Here is a 15,187-nt window from a genome sequence, read left to right on the forward strand (position 1 = left end):
GTTATTAACCCGTGCGTCCTGCACGCGGTTCTCAAAGTTACAAAGGGTACTCGAAAAGGTAACATTTGTTAAACGGAACAAGGTGCGTGCAGGCTGCGCTGTCAGGGCGCGCGTGCTATCTTACAAGTCTTTCATTTTACGGGATTACGGAGCCCTCATGGCCGTCAGACGAATACTGCTGGGAATCACCGGTGGCATCGCCGCCTATAAGAGCGCTGAGCTGGTTCGGCAGCTGAAGAAAGCCGGGTTGGACGTTCGAGTGATCATGACGCAGGGGGCAGAAGCCTTTATCACACCGCTGACGTTTCAGGCGTTGAGCGGCGAACCGGTGCGTACATCATTGCTAGACCCGGAAGCCGAAGCCGGCATGGGGCATATCGAACTGGCAAAGTGGGCCGATCAAGTGGTGATTGCGCCTGCCTCCGCAGACTTTCTTGCGCGCCTGGCGCACGGCATGGCGGATGACCTGCTAACCACGGTTTGTTGCGCCACCGAAGCGCCCATCGCGGTGGCGCCGGCGATGAATCAGGCCATGTGGAAGAATCACCGCACTCAACGCAACCTGAAATTGCTGTCGGAAGACCCGCAAATTACGGTTTGGGGCCCGGATCAGGGCGAACAAGCTTGTGGTGACACCGGGCCCGGTCGAATGTTGGAGCCTGCAGCGCTCGCCACGTTGATTCTGACCGAACAGATGCCACAGGTTAAGGGTGCGCTCGCCGGTAAGCGGTTTGTGGTTACCGCCGGCCCCACGCGGGAGCCGATCGATCCGGTGCGATACATCTCCAATCACAGCTCCGGCAAGATGGGCTATGCCATTGCTCGGGCTGCGGTTGCGGCGGGTGCACAGGTAACGCTGGTCAGTGGTCCGGTGAATATACCGGCGCCGGAAGGTGTTGAGGTTCGGTCCGTGGTCACCGCTGAGGATATGCTCCAGGTGTCGGAACAGGCCGTCAGCGAAGGTTGCGATGTTTTTATTGCCACCGCTGCCGTGGCCGATTACCGGCCTGAGTCCTGCGCGGGAGACAAAATCAAGAAAACCAATGATGAGATGAGCCTGTCACTGGTGCGTAACCCGGACACCTTGGCCACCATCGCAGCAAGAGCCGATGCGCCGTTTACCGTGGGCTTTGCTGCTGAAACTACTGATGTCGCTCGCTACGCGATGGATAAAATGCAGCGCAAGAAGTTGCAGATGATCGTGGCCAACGATGTATCGACCCCCGGATTAGGTTTCAACAGCGACCAGAATGCAGTCACTGTTTTTTGGCCGGATGGTCAGGAATCCATCGGGCCTGACAGTAAACAGACCATTGCCACCCGTCTGGTGGCGCTAATCGAAGAACACAGCAAGAAGGCCGACAAGTAATGACTCGAAAAAAATTGCAGGTAAGAATTCTGGATGATCGCATCGGTTCAGAGATTCCCTTTCCTGAATATGCAACCGAAGGGTCTGCCGGTCTGGACCTGCGCGCCTGCCTGAAAGAGCCATTGATCGTAGCCCCCGGTGACACCCATTTGATCCCGACGGGGTTGTCGGTGCACATAGCCGACCCGTCTCTTGCTGCCATGATTTTGCCGCGCAGCGGTTTAGGGCATAAGCACGGGATTGTACTGGGCAATCTGGTGGGCCTGATCGATTCGGATTATCAGGGCGAGTTGATGGTGTCTTGCTGGAACCGTGGCCAAACGGAGTTCACCGTTGAGATTGGCGAACGCATTGCCCAAATGGTGCTGGTGCCAGTGGTGCAGGCAGATTTTGAAGTTGTGTCCGAGTTTGATGCCAGTCATCGCGGTGAGGGCGGTTTTGGGTCGACTGGAAGTCACTGATTACCTTGCCGCTTAATGGCAGCGCGCTGGAAGTCTGACGACTATACTGCGAAGGTAAGTGTTTGTCCGGAACAAGAAAATAACGATGGGATGCGCTATGAAATTCGGTAAGAACAAAACCAATAACTCTACCGCAGAAGATCAGCCACAGGCCGTACCGGAAGGCAAAGTAAAACTCAGCGGAGCCGGTAACGGTCTGAAAAAACTCAGTTCGGTGGCGGTCACTCAGGCGTTGGTGGTGGTTCTTGCTGGAGTGATCTCTGCAGCATCGCTGCATTTTCTGGTTTCGGTACCCGTTGCACAGAAAGATTTTGATCGCGCAGTAAACGTTGAAGCCGATAGCGCGCAACACCGGCTGAACCATTACCTGAAAGCTCTGCAAGGACAGGTTCAGGCAGTGGCTAATCAGCCGTTCGTGATCGATACGCTGTCCAGCGAAACCGATCTTGGGCCCTTATCCAGCCAGCTGGAGTCGGCTGTGGACGGCGCCAGCGCGGTCTTCGTGTTTCCGCGGCGGGGCATTCCCAGAACCGGAAACGGCGATAACCTCCTCGGCTTTGCCGGATTGGAATTGGCGCAGCGAGCTGAAAGTGGCCAGCCGATGCTGCCCGACGCTTTCCCCCGAGATAACCAGTGGTACCTGCAATTTGCCGCTCCGGTTAGAAACTCCGTCGGTAATGCGGTGTTAGGGACGGTCTTGGTGGTGTTTAAAGCCGATCATCTTGCGCCACTGCTGCAAGTGGGTAACCAAACGTTAGGCGGTCGTCTGGCGCTGGTACAGACAGCGGCTGGCAGTGCTCGGCCGGTGATCGGGGTGGGCCGTGGTAGCGGTGACGAGGTATCACGCCGCTTGGTGAATCCGGATTGGGAGGTGGTGTACCAAGCGGGCAAGGCCCCCGTGCTCCCGGTGAGCATCTTGTTGCTCGCACTTTTGGTGCTCATTCCTGTTGTACTGGCAGCAGCTATTGTGTGGCTGTTGCTGGGTAAGGCTCAGCGGAGCATGCGTGAAGACGTTGCCGCGCTGACGCAATGGGCCCAAAAAGTGTTTGGTGGCGAACGCTTGAAACTGCCAAGTACTCAGTGGGATCTGGTCGCATCGACCGGAGAAGTGTTGTCCCGACTGTCTCAAGTGGTTGATAAGCGGATTAACCAAGCGAAAGGAACGGCGGCCCCGAAAGCCGCTCCGGCGCCTGAGAAAAAGCCGAGCGAACTAGCGGAACCCCTGTTTAAGGGTGAGAATACTCTGGGCATGGACATGCTTGATGGCGATGATGATGTCTTGGGTCTTGGCAGCTCCGATGCGCCGTTGTTTGATGAGGACATTCTTGAGGTAATTGAAAATACCGTGCCGGATGTAGAGGTCGAGGGCGAGATCTTCCGAGCTTACGATATCCGGGGCATTGTTGGTGAAACACTTTCAGCCGGTGTTGTGGAAGTGATCGGCCAGGCGATTGGATCAGAGGCGACGGAGCGCGGTATCGCGTCTTTATGTATCGGTTACGACGGACGCCATTCCAGCCCGGAGCTGGAGGATGCCTTGGCCAGAGGAGTGATGTCGACCGGCTGCAACGTGATTCACGTTGGTGCTGTGCCCACCCCGGTACTCTACTTTGCCACGCATCATCTCAACACGGGTTCGGGTGTCATGGTGACCGGAAGCCATAACCCGGCCAACTACAACGGCCTGAAAATCATGTTGGGCGGTGAAACCCTCTCCGGTGATGCGATCCAGAAGCTTTATCAACGCATACAGTCGGGCGACTTCACTTCCGGACAGGGTGCTCAGACTGATGAGGATGTACGTAGGGCCTATTTAGACCGGATCGTAGGTGATATTGCGGTGGCCGCTCCGCTAAAAGTAGTGGTGGATGCCGGTAACGGTATTGCCGGAGAACTGGCCCCCATTCTTGTCGAAGAACTGGGCTGTGAAGTCGTGCCTCTATACTGCGACATTGATGGTGACTTCCCGAACCATCACCCGGACCCTGGCAAACCTGAAAACTTGCAGGATCTGATTGCCAAGGTGCAAGAAGTCGGCGCGGATATTGGTCTGGCCTTCGACGGTGACGGAGATCGCCTCGGTGTGGTGACCAACAAAGGCAAAATCATCTGGCCGGATCGGTTGATGATGTTGTTTGCCCGGGATGTGGTGTCCCGTAACCCCGGCGCCGATGTGCTGTACGATGTGAAATGCAGCCGCCGCTTGGCGGGGGTGATTTCGGAGGCGGGTGGTCGACCTGTCATGTGGAAAAGTGGTCACTCGCTGATGAAGGCCAAGATGAAGGAAACCGGCGCTTTGCTAGCCGGCGAACTGAGCGGTCACGTGTTCTTTGGCGAGCGTTGGTACGGTTTTGATGACGGCCTCTATTCAGCGGCTCGATTATTGGAAATTCTGGGCATCGAAGACCGGCACAGCGATGAAGTGTTTGAAGACTTCCCCGAAGACATCAGCACCCCGGAGCTGAATGTTGAGGTGACGGAAAGCGATAAATTCGCGATCATTGAGCGCTTTGGCGAGCTGGGTGATTTTGGTGACGGCAACGTCAGCGACATTGACGGCATTCGCGTAGATTACCCTGACGGTTGGGGCCTGTGCCGGGCCTCCAATACCACACCTGTTCTGGTACTGCGGTTTGAGGCAGAAACCGAAGAGGCTCTGGAACGAATCAAGACCGTGTTCCGGGAACAACTACAGAAAGCTGCGCCGGATTTGGTCGCAAATTTCTGATTTTAACCATTCTCTGACAGTAAGGATCAACACATCATCATGGCGCTGAATCGTGAAACAGCCATGCAGGTCGCTTCGGTACTGAGCCAAGGCCTGCCTTATATCCAACGGTTTACGGGTAAGACCGTCGTCATTAAGTACGGCGGTAACGCCATGGAAAATGAGGAGCTGAAAAGCAGCTTTGCCCGTGACGTGGTGTTGATGAAACTGGTCGGCATTAACCCGATCGTGGTGCATGGCGGCGGGCCTCAGATTGGTGAGCTGCTTGAGCGTCTGAATATCCAGTCCCGTTTTGTGAACGGCATGCGAGTGACCGACTCTGAAACCATGGATGTGGTGGAAATGGTGCTGGGCGGACAGGTCAACAAAGAGATCGTATCGCTGATCAATGCTCAGGGCGGCACTGCCATCGGCTTGACCGGCAAGGATGCGAACCTGATTCGCGCCCGCAAGCTGGAAGTGGTTGATCGTTCACCAGAGCTTGAGCGTCCTGAAATTATCGACATCGGTCACGTGGGCGAAGTGGCCAGCGTAAACGTCAATGTGATTGATATGTTGACGCGAAGTGATGTCATTCCAGTGATCGCTCCCATCGGTGTTGGGCCGGATGGCGCTTCGTACAACATTAACGCCGATCTGGTGGCCGGTAAGGTGGCCGAGGCCATGAAGGCCGAAAAACTGATGCTTTTGACCAACGTGGCCGGCCTGAAGAGCAAAGAAGACAAAGTGCTCACCGGCCTCACCGCCCAGCAGGTTAATGAGCTGATCGAAGACGGCACCATCCATGGCGGCATGCTACCGAAGATCCGTTGCGCTTTGAGTGCGGTGGAAAACGGTGTGCGTACATCGCACATTATCGATGGCCGAGTCGCGAACGCCTGCTTGCTGGAAATCTTCACCGACGAAGGCGTCGGTACTTTGATTTCCCGTAACTGATCGGCCTGACTCGGAGTCATTGGATGAAGCGTCTGCTGTCTTTTCTTGTTGTATTCAGTTTGCTCGCTTTTGCTGGCTACAAAGCCGGAGTCTGGTGGCTGGCGGATCAGCGGTTGGCGGAAGCACGCACCGAATTATCCCGCATCGGTGTTCTCGAGCGGGGGCAGATCGGTTCTGCTCTGGACGGGCGCTTGTTGCTGAAAGGCGCAAGCTGGCTCGACTTCCGATTGACTCAGCCTCTGAGTATGGGGCTGGTTGAGCTTGATGCTGAATCCCCGGTCGCATTGGTGACCGGGCTGGCCAATCCTGGAACCATGACTGGCAACTGGACCCTGGTCGTCGAACAGGCTCGCATGGTGCTGGAGCCAACCATGTTCCGGAACTGGGTGACTGACAATGTTAACGAGTCGTCGGCCAGTGCTCCCCTGATTGCCTTGGCCTGCGCGCCAGATCCCAGACAGCATCTGGGCAGTGGCGATTTGAAACGCATGGGCATCGATGCGATTGGTGGCGATTTTCGGCTGGCTCAAAACCGGAACGGCCTCCAGGCAGAATTGTACACCACCGCTATGGGGAGTCTGGAGCTTAACTGGCCCGGCGCGCGCCTGAGCTTCTCACGAACGGGTATCGATTTTACAAGCTATGAAGAGCCGGCCGAGGTCACCTTGCGGGACGGTGGGTTGATGCGCCGTATTTCAGCATACTGCTCCCGGGAAACCGGCCTGACCGTCAATGAATGGAGTGTCACGGCTGCGAAAGCGTTGGCGCGAGCGATCGAAGGGCGCGGCTATCAAGCCAGTGAGCAGCTGATTGCGCTTTATCGCCAGTGGTTGACCGAAGGGGGCGAGCTCCAATTCGGCTTCAATCCGGGCAACGAGACATTCGGGATTCCAATGCGAACCGAAGAGCAGCCCCGGGCCGCTTGGCAAGTGATGTATAACGGCGCTCAGGTGCCGGATGTTTATTTAACCAGAATCGAGCCTGTAGCACCTGTGGTTGCTCCCGAAGCCTACGAGCCGGTCACTCAGCCTGAAACATCGAGCCGCGTGCAATGGTTTGCGGAGCCTGTGGAAAACGCCAGTTTGTGGCAGGGGCAAACGGTGCGGGTAACGCTTTCTAATGGTAAGTCGGTTGAGGGCAGGCTAGTGAGGGTCGGTGAACGGGAGCTTGAAGTGGCCCGTATGATTGCCGGCGGCGAAGTGGCTTACCCTCTGCTGATTCGCGCGGTTGAGCGCTTCGAAGTCTGGCGGAGGGGCCGGGCAAACTGATCTAAAGCCGGGAGGCGGGCATGGTGCAAAGTACGGATACGAAAAACCGGGTGCCGGGCGTTCACGACATGTTGGCTCGGCTGATATCCTTGCCGTCCATCAGCAGTGCATCGCCGGATTGGGATCACAGCAACGAAGCTGTCGTGCGGACACTGGCCGAGTGGCTGGAAGCATTGGGCTTCGCCATTGAAATTCTTGAAGTGCCGGGTATGCCCGGCAAGTACAATCTGATTGCCACGCTAGGCAGTGGCCCCGGTGGCCTGGTGTTGTCCGGCCATACCGACACCGTGCCGTTCGACGATCAGCGCTGGCAGACAGACCCCTTTACCCTGACCGAAAAAGACGGCCGTTGGTACGGGCTGGGCACCTGCGACATGAAGGGGTTCTTCGCACTGGCTATCGAAGCCGCCAAAACCTTTATTGACCAGCCGTTGCAACAACCGTTGATCATCCTGGCAACCGCAGACGAAGAAAGCTCGATGAACGGTGCCCGAGCTTTGGCCGAAGCGGGTAAGCCTCAGGCACGCTATGCCGTGATTGGTGAGCCGACCGGACTCCGGCCTGTGCGGATGCATAAAGGCATCATGATGGAGCGGCTGCGGTTTCAGGGGCAGTCGGGCCACTCCTCTAATCCAGATCTTGGCCGCAATGCTTTGGAAGGCATGCACGAAGCCATGACGGAATTGCTGGCATTACGGTCCGAATGGCAGGAACAATATCGAAATCCGAATTTTGCGGTACAGGTGCCAACCATGAACCTGGGCTGTATCCACGGCGGCGATAACCCGAATCGTATCTGCGCCCAGTGTGAATTGCACTTTGACTTGCGCCCGTTGCCGGGCATGAATATGGAAACCCTGCGCCAGGCAATTCTGAGTCGCATCCAGCCGTTGGCCGAGCGACGCCAGCTAAGCCTGACTTTTGAGCCGCTGTTTGATGGCGTGCCCCCGTTTGAAACGCCGGCAGATGCCGGGCTGGTGAAAGCGTGTGAAGCCCTGACTGGCCACAAGGCCCATGCGGTTGCCTTCGCAACAGAAGCACCGTGGCTGCAAAAGCTTGGGCTGGAAACGTTGGTGATGGGGCCGGGTTCGATTGATCAGGCCCACCAGCCGGACGAATTTCTGGAATTGTCGCAATTGCAGCCGACCATCGATGTTCTGCGTGGATTGATAAAACAGTATTGTTTGTAACAGACGTGTGGCCGATGAAACCGGGCACAAAGGATTCAAAAGGGAGACCGGATTGAAATCAAACGACTGGCTGCATGGGTTTCGCCACTCATCTCCGTACATAAACGCCCATCGGGGCCGTACCGTGGTGTTGACCATGCCCGGGGATGCCATTGAGCACCGGAACTTCATCAACATCATCCACGACATCGCGTTGCTCAGTAGCCTGGGTGTGCGCCTTGTCGTGGCGTTTGGTGGCCGTCCGCAAATCCAGTCACGTTTGGAAGACGCCGGTCTGGAGACCACCTTCGAGCGTGGGCTGCGGATCACGCCGGATGATCACTTGCCGCTGGTCATGGAAGCCATTGGCGGCTTGCGCGCATACTTGGAAAGCCAGCTGTCCATGGGGCTGGTGAATTCCCCCATGCACAACGCCAGAATTCGGGTCAGCAGCGGTAACTACGTCACCGCCAAACCGGTGGGCGTGCTGGATGGCATCGATTTCGGTTACACCGGCCGGGTGCGCCGGATTGATACCCCGGGTATCGAGAGGCTGCTTGAGCAGGGGCACATCGTGCTGCTGCCGCCCATGGGCTACTCACCGACCGGTGACGCGTTCAACCTGTCGTACGAAGACGTGGGCAGCCAAGTAGCCGCTGCCTTGAAAGCCGAAAAACTGATTGTCTTCATCGACGACGAAGGCTTGCTGGACGAAGATGGCTCGCTTATTCGGGAACTGGGTGCCCATCAGGCAACGGAGCGATTGAACGCCAACAACGTCACCGGTCACGACGCTGTCCTCCTGAAAGCGGCCTGTGATGCCTGTGTCAAAGGCGTGCGCCGCGCTCACATCATCAGCTACGCCGAAGACGGCGCTTTGTTGGAAGAGCTGTTCACCCGGGATGGCTCCGGCACCCTGGTCAGTGGTGACCATTACGAACAGATTCGCCCGGCCCGGGTGGAGGACATCGGCGGAATCCTGGAATTGATTCAGCCTTTGGAAGAGCAGGGCATACTGGTACGTCGGTCCCGTGAAATGTTGGAGACCGAGGTCGATCGATTCGTGGTGGCAGAGCGGGACGGCACAGTGGTTGGCTGTGCGGCTTTGTATCACTACCCGGAAGAAGCGGCCGGAGAGCTGTCTTGCTTTGCGGTGGATCCGTCCTATCGGCGCGCAGGGCGCGGCGATGACATTCTCATGATGATCGAAAAGCAGGCCCGGGGGCAGGGCATTGAGAAGCTGTTTGTGCTGACCACCCAAACCGAACACTGGTTCCGGGAGCGAGGGTTTGAGCCGACAGCGGTGGAGAATTTACCGGGTCCCAAATTGGCAGTCTATAACCCGCTCCGTAAATCAAAGGTGTTCGTGAAGCCGCTCTGACAGTGCTTTGAGGGTTTTCTGGCGTTTGGGTTCCGGTTGTTCTGACAGTCGGGAAGCCGCCTCGTAAAACCGCTCGAAATCAAACCCGGATTCCCTGAGTAACTGCCTGAACGCCGGAACATGCTGGTTGTACTGCTGAAACAGCGCCAGCTTTGCGTTGTTAAGCTGCACCGGCGCCGAGCCCAATGGCCCGGGGTCCGGGTATTGCGACGACAGGGCTTCGTAACGGCCTGCCAGCTCGTCCAGCGTCTCCTGCTTACGCACCCTAAGTTGCTCTAGACCAAGTTCACCATGCTGTTGATAAAGCCGGCGTAACGTCTCACTGGCTTCACCTACCAGCTCAAGCGTGCGATTGCGGTGCTCCAGCTGCTTCAGTGCGCGTTCGAATACCTCCGGTTGGCCCTGACGTTCCAGCCACAAACGCAAACCTTCCAACTCAACCGCCGTCGCAAAACTCTCGTTGAAGGCCGTATCGCCAGTCAGATAGACCACACGATGGGCCAGTTCATGAAACATCAGGGCAACCATCCTGTCTTCGGCAAGGCTGGTGAAGCCCGTGTGCAGCGGGTCGTCAAACCAGCCCAGAGTGGAGTAAGCCGTTACGGCGCCGATAAACGTGTCGTACCCGTTGTTGTCGAAGTGCCTCTGCGTTTTTTTTGCCATCGCCAGATCAAAATAGCCCCGGTAGGCCTGACAGCCGACAAGCGGATAACACCACTGCTTAGGTGCCAGGGAAAACTCTGGCACCGCCACCAGATTGACCACCACCCATGGGTGCTTGAGCGGAACAAAACTGGAAAATGCGCCGCCAACCGGCAGTTTGAGCGTTTGGTCCGCAAAGGTGCGGGCAGCTTGGGCGACAGACAGCGCCTGATACAGCTCGGGCGGGGTGTGGGGTTGTTGCATGACGTCATCGACAGGCTCGCTACGCATCATTAAAGAAACATGGCCGGAAATGGCCTGTTTGTAGTAACTCATTGATGAGCAGCCTTGAAGTGCTGCCAACAGTAGCAAAATGAGATAGACCTGACTAAGCTGTTTCATAAATCATAATGTTATGGTGAAGTGTGGGCTCGGATACGGCATTTTGTCTTTACCCGGGCCGGGTTGCAGGATTTCCCTTCGGCCACTTTAACCGATTTCATCGCGGGTGGTACGTTCCACCTAAACAGGGACATTTGCCGGGATTTTACCTCCCGGTGGCGGAACCGGCTCTATAACTGGTTAATTATTGATGGATCCGAGAGAACGACGCAGTAGCCCCCGACAGCCAATCAAACTCGCTGCTCAAATCGATGTGGGTAGCGGTGAGTCATTACCATGCCAAATAGCCGATTTCTGTGCAGAAGGTCTGTACATACGTTATTCCGGCCAAACCTCTACCAAGCTTGATCGTGCGTTTGAACGGTCTGAGCCGACAGAAGTTGTTGTGCGCTTTCGTGGCTTGGATAGCAACGCTCACCATGAGTTGCATGTTCGTCCCGCGCGGCGAATTGAACGCGCTATGGGGGTCTCGTTTGTGCGTTCGAGCCCGGACGCGATTGAGGCGCTAATACGGCTGTGCGGTAGTGGCAACAATCAAAGCCGATCGTCACTGCAAGCGCCCAGCGATAGGGTTCAGTTTGTGCTGCACCAATGTGCGCGCGTGATAACCCAGTTCATTGAGCCTTTGATGGACGCCTGTTTTGTAAACACGGTGGACGCTCTAAAAACCGCGGCTCAGAACGCTCCCAACGATCAGTTGGCCAATGAATATATGGATGCCTCCGGGCAGATAGAAGGTCGCCAGAGGGTGCTGTGGCATCACATGGCCCGAAGTTTGGAGTCCCCTTTAAAGCCCGAGCCAAAAGGTGCGCCCGGCGCGCTCTTGTCGGTGGTCGATAAGAACGAATTCGAAGACTGGCTGGCGGTCAAGGTCATGGTCACTCGTGCAGACACCATGTACCGGGGAGATCTGCTTGAGCTCAAACTGCGGTTGGATCATCTGGGCATCTCCAATCGAACCGGTCACCATAATCCGCTAGGGCCCGCGCTGGTTTGCGAAGCGTTCCACCATGCCTTGGTGCAGTTGAAGGTGAACCGAGACGTTGAAAAGGTTTGTCTGAAAGTCTTTGAGCAAGCCGTGATTCGCCAGCTGGCCCCGCTTTATCGCGAACTGAACAATATTCTTATCAGGCACGGTGTGCTGCCTGACCTCGACTTAACGAAATACCTCAGTGAACAAGCGGCCGAGCGGGTTACGCCTAAACCGGCGCAACCCAAAGAAAAGAACGAAGAGCCGAAACCGTCGCCGGCCAAGACCGAGGACAAATCCCAGTCCCGGGCTTCAGGTGAGTTCAGTGGCTACTCCAAACATGCGCAGACGGCGTTCGCAACGGTCCGGAATCTGTTGTCGTCCCTGAAGCTAAGCCGCTCCGAAAGGGAAGAGTCTGCATCAGAATCGTTCGAACCCGATGCTCGTCCTCTGTCCAGCAGTGAGCTGAACCAAGAGTTGCAAGAACTCCAAATTCAGGCCGCTGATCTGAATGAGCCCGATGTTCCGCTCAAAGAGCGGGTTGTGGCCAAGGTGAAAGGCAGCGTTGAAAATGCGCGCTTGAACGAAGACAGCGAAGACGCGTTGGATGTTGTGGATCGGTTCTTTCGCAGTGTGACCGAAAGCCCGAAACTCAGCCGTTATGCCCAAGACAAAATGCGTCAACTGCAGGTTCCGGTGCTTAAAGTGGTTATGCGTGATCCCGGCTTTTTTGAGGATCAGTCCAGCCCGGTCCGGAACGTGATGAACCGCTTGGCGCAAATCGGCGTGAAAGGCGCTCGTCCGAACCCTATGGTCCAGCGTAAGGTCGATGAACTGGTACAGCGTATAGCGACGGATTTTGACCAGGATACCGTTATTTTTGATGAAGCTGTCGAGGAACTCGATACGCTGATCGAACGCCAGAACCTAGCCTATCGCCGCAATGTAGAACGCGTGACGGCGGCGGCCCAGGGTTCACAGAAGGTGGCTGAATCTAAAGCCGCGGTGGCCGCAGCACTGGATGAAAAACTGGCCGGCCGCAAGGTACCCAAGGCCGTTGTGAGCCTGTTGGAAGGCGGCTGGCGAGATCTCTTGTCTTTGACCTGGATACGGCAGGGGGAAGAGGGGCAACTCTGGCAGGATTACCTGGCCGTCATTGACTCGTTAATGGCGTATGCGGAAAGCCCCGGCAACAGCAGTAATTTGCCCGAACTCTTGAGGTTGATTCAGGACGGTTTGGCCTCGATTTCCAGCAACCGCACGCCGTCGTCCCAGATACGGGATGAGTTGAAGCAGCTGATGGTTCGCCAGCCTGGTGAACCTCTGGATTTGGTCGAAATGCCGAAGTCCCAGTCGGAGCAGTCCACAAAGTCGGCTGCTGATGAACGGGAAATGAAGAGCCTCCAGCGTTGGATCAATCGCGCCCAGCAATTGAAGGTCGGGGACTGGTTTAAAGACCAAAGCAAATCCGATGAGCCGCACTACATTCGGCTGGTTTGGGTTGCCGATAACTTTTCGCGCTATGTTTTCGTGAATCATCAGGGCATGCGTGTGGTCGAGTTGGAGGTGATCGCATTGGCGCGCAAAATGCGAGAGGGTGCCATTATTCTGGACAGCCAGTATGAGAAACCCTTAGTGGATGAAAGCATTGATCGCATGGTTCGGAACGTCTACGACCAGCTGTCTTGGGTCTCGACTCATGATGATCTGACGCGCCTGCTTAACCGCCGCGAATTTGAGCGTATGCTGGAACAGCAGCTGGCGAATAAAGAATCCGCCCGCACGCTCCTGCATCTGGATTTGAAAGGCTTCCGCTTGCTGAGTGATGTGGCTGGCCAGAAAGCCGCCGAAGAAACCCTGAAACAGGTGGCCGACATCCTGTGCAAACGCGTCGATGAAGGCATGCCGGTGTCTCGTATTGAAGGCGCCGAGTTTGCGATGCTGGTACCGGATGATCAGGCGGAAACGGTTGCCAAGTCACTTGTCAGTGCCATCGAGGCCGGAGAATACAGCTTTGATGGCAAAGCCTATGAGTTGACCGCCAACATCGGCATTGTGCCGGCGGTTCCGGCAGTAACCTCCGCCGAACGCTGGTTGAGAACGTCCGAGCAGGTGCTGTCTGCCGCACCGCGTGGCGGCACAGGGCACATTTCCGTATACAGTCAGGATAACGAGGATCAGGCGCGTCAGGATCAAATTGCCGCCCGTGTCGCCAACTTGGGTGACCCGACAGATGACCGTATGTTGCTGCGGTGCCAGAAGATCATCCCGTTGCATTCGGACGCCCGCATGTCGGCTCAATATGAAATCCTGATCAGCATGTACGACGATAGCGGCGAACTTGTTACCGGCCGCGATCTCGTTCGCATGGCAGAGCGTTATGATCGGATGCAGGCGGTCGACCGTTGGGTTGTCGGCCACATGCTGGATTGGCTGCGAGAGAAAAAACCGGATGCGCGGGATGTTGGCGGTATCTGCATTAACCTTTCCGGCCACTCGTTGAACGAGCAGTCCCTTCTCGAATTCATTTACGAAAAACTCAGCGAAAAAGACGCCCCGATCGAAAGGTTGTGGTTTGAGCTGACCGAAGCCTCAGCCATTCACGATGTGCAGGCCGTCGCTCGGTTTATTGGAGAAATGAAAGAGCTTGGGTGCCGGTTCTGCCTCGGTAACTTTGGTACCGGCCCTAACTCCTACGAGTTCATGCGCTCGTTGCCGATTGACCTGATCAAAATTGACAGTGCCTTCACTCGTCAGTTGGCGACAAACGCGACCGATCAGGCCATGGTCAAGTCGATGGTTGATATGGCGCACTTTATGGAGCGGGAAGTGGTAGCCACCCAGGTTGAAACCCGTGAGGTTCTGGATAAGCTGGCGCAGTTGGGCGTGGACTATGCTCAGGGCTTCGTGATCGAAAAGCCCAAACTATTGAACAGTTTGATCTGACCCTCAGGAATTCTGCTTTTTATGTCTAAGCGTCACCCGATTATCGCGGTGACCGGCTCCTCCGGGGCTGGCACCAGTACCACCGGTCAGATTTTTGCCCGGCTGTTCGCCCGAGAAGATATCAATGCCGCGATGGTCAGTGGTGACAGCTTTCATCGCTATACCCGTGAGCAGATGGCCCGGCTGGCCGCGAAAGGCCAGTTTGGTGAGCGCAACCATTTCGCCCTTGCGGCCAATCACATCGACCGACTGGAAGCGCTACTGTACGACTACAGTCACACCGGCAATGGCCGTTGCCGCCAGTATGTGCACGATGAAGATTACGATCTGATAGCTGCCGGCCACAAGCCGGGCACTTTCACGCCTTGGAGTTCGTTACCGGCGGACACGGATCTGCTGTTTTACGAGGGGCTGCACGGCGGTGTGGTGAGCGAGAACTACAACCTGGTCCAGTATGTGGATTTGTTGATAGGCGTGGTGCCCATCGTGAATCTGGAATGGATACAGAAGATCAACCGGGATACAAACAAGCGAGGCTACAGTCAGGAAGCGGTTGTTGAGACCATCATTAACCGCATGGATGACTACGTGAAAGACATCGTGCCGCAGTTCTCCCACACTCATATCAACTTTCAGCGCGTTCCGTTAGTTGATACATCCAACCCATTCATTGCTCGGGAAGTGCCGAGTGAAGACGAAAGCATGTTGGTAATTCATTTTCGTGAAGTTGCTGGTGTGGACTTCAGCTGGTTGTTGCAGGCGATTCCCCACAGCCGTTTGTCCCGGCACGACACCTTGGTGATCCCGGGCACGAAAATGCCTTTGGCTATGGATTTGATTGTGCGCCCCATGGTTCAGAAGCTAATGGCAGGTAAGGCATTTGCTTGAGAGGCAGCCATGCAAGGCTGCCTCTCA

10 protein-coding genes are annotated in these 15,187 nt (G+C 56.2%); 9 read left to right on the forward strand and 1 reads right to left on the reverse strand.

Annotation, left to right across the window (positions count from 1 at the left end; translation table 11 throughout):
* Nucleotides 1–157 precede the first annotated feature (157 nt).
* The 7 genes from coaBC (at nucleotide 158) to argA (ending at nucleotide 9,312) form a co-directional block, all read left to right on the forward strand.
* A complete protein-coding gene (gene coaBC / locus ACNQ6O_RS01305; protein WP_418051445.1) occupies nucleotides 158–1,369 on the forward strand; it encodes a bifunctional phosphopantothenoylcysteine decarboxylase/phosphopantothenate--cysteine ligase CoaBC in 1,212 nt (403 codons plus the stop codon).
* Nucleotides 1,369–1,830 (forward strand): dUTP diphosphatase, encoded by a 462-nt coding sequence (dut, locus tag ACNQ6O_RS01310; protein WP_418051446.1) that lies wholly within the window; start codon nucleotides 1,369–1,371, stop codon nucleotides 1,828–1,830. The genes coaBC and dut overlap by 1 nt, the downstream gene beginning before the upstream one ends.
* A 97-nt stretch (nucleotides 1,831–1,927) precedes the next feature.
* A complete protein-coding gene (locus tag ACNQ6O_RS01315) occupies nucleotides 1,928–4,558 on the forward strand; it encodes a phosphomannomutase/phosphoglucomutase (protein WP_418051447.1) in 2,631 nt (876 codons plus the stop codon).
* Between the two features lie 39 nt (nucleotides 4,559–4,597).
* On the forward strand, nucleotides 4,598–5,494 hold the full coding sequence (gene argB / locus ACNQ6O_RS01320; RefSeq protein ID WP_114335430.1) for an acetylglutamate kinase: 897 nt from the start codon (nucleotides 4,598–4,600) through the stop codon (nucleotides 5,492–5,494).
* 23 nt (nucleotides 5,495–5,517) lie between these two features.
* Nucleotides 5,518–6,762, forward strand: coding sequence for an acetylornithine deacetylase (locus tag ACNQ6O_RS01325; RefSeq protein WP_418051448.1), 1,245 nt, complete (start codon nucleotides 5,518–5,520; stop codon nucleotides 6,760–6,762).
* Between the two features lie 20 nt (nucleotides 6,763–6,782).
* Nucleotides 6,783–7,952 (forward strand): acetylornithine deacetylase, encoded by a 1,170-nt coding sequence (argE, locus tag ACNQ6O_RS01330; protein WP_418051449.1) that lies wholly within the window; start codon nucleotides 6,783–6,785, stop codon nucleotides 7,950–7,952.
* 52 nt (nucleotides 7,953–8,004) lie between these two features.
* Entirely contained in the window at nucleotides 8,005–9,312 is a 1,308-nt protein-coding gene (argA, locus tag ACNQ6O_RS01335; RefSeq protein WP_418051450.1) for an amino-acid N-acetyltransferase, read from the forward strand.
* On the opposite strand, the gene ACNQ6O_RS01340 is transcribed toward argA, so the two are convergent.
* On the reverse strand, nucleotides 9,286–10,290 hold the full coding sequence (locus tag ACNQ6O_RS01340) for an aminopeptidase (protein ID WP_418051451.1): 1,005 nt from the start codon (nucleotides 10,288–10,290) through the stop codon (nucleotides 9,286–9,288). The genes argA and ACNQ6O_RS01340 overlap by 27 nt on opposite strands.
* A gap of 256 nt (nucleotides 10,291–10,546) precedes the next feature.
* Here ACNQ6O_RS01340 and ACNQ6O_RS01345 point away from each other — a divergent pair, with 256 nt between their 5' ends.
* Entirely contained in the window at nucleotides 10,547–14,272 is a 3,726-nt protein-coding gene (locus ACNQ6O_RS01345) for a DUF1631 family protein (protein ID WP_418051452.1), read from the forward strand.
* 21 nt (nucleotides 14,273–14,293) lie between these two features.
* Nucleotides 14,294–15,160, forward strand: a complete 867-nt coding sequence (locus ACNQ6O_RS01350; protein WP_418051453.1) for a phosphoribulokinase — start codon at nucleotides 14,294–14,296, stop codon at nucleotides 15,158–15,160.
* The last annotated feature ends 27 nt before the right edge of the window (nucleotides 15,161–15,187 follow it).

It is taken from the genome of Marinobacter sp. SBS5 (assembly GCF_048285575.1).
GTDB lineage: Bacteria > Pseudomonadota > Gammaproteobacteria > Pseudomonadales > Oleiphilaceae > Marinobacter.

Coding starts and splice junctions, on each gene's coding strand:
- ACNQ6O_RS01345 (WP_418051452.1), top strand. CDS start 10,547: ATGGATCCGAGAGAACGACGCAGTAGCCCCCGACAGCCAATCAAACTC.
- coaBC (WP_418051445.1), top strand. CDS start 158: ATGGCCGTCAGACGAATACTGCTGGGAATCACCGGTGGCATCGCCGCC.
- argE (WP_418051449.1), top strand. CDS start 6,783: ATGGTGCAAAGTACGGATACGAAAAACCGGGTGCCGGGCGTTCACGAC.
- ACNQ6O_RS01315 (WP_418051447.1), top strand. CDS start 1,928: ATGAAATTCGGTAAGAACAAAACCAATAACTCTACCGCAGAAGATCAG.
- ACNQ6O_RS01350 (WP_418051453.1), top strand. CDS start 14,294: ATGTCTAAGCGTCACCCGATTATCGCGGTGACCGGCTCCTCCGGGGCT.
- argB (WP_114335430.1), top strand. CDS start 4,598: ATGGCGCTGAATCGTGAAACAGCCATGCAGGTCGCTTCGGTACTGAGC.
- ACNQ6O_RS01340 (WP_418051451.1), bottom strand. CDS start 10,290: ATGAGTTACTACAAACAGGCCATTTCCGGCCATGTTTCTTTAATGATG.
- ACNQ6O_RS01325 (WP_418051448.1), top strand. CDS start 5,518: ATGAAGCGTCTGCTGTCTTTTCTTGTTGTATTCAGTTTGCTCGCTTTT.
- dut (WP_418051446.1), top strand. CDS start 1,369: ATGACTCGAAAAAAATTGCAGGTAAGAATTCTGGATGATCGCATCGGT.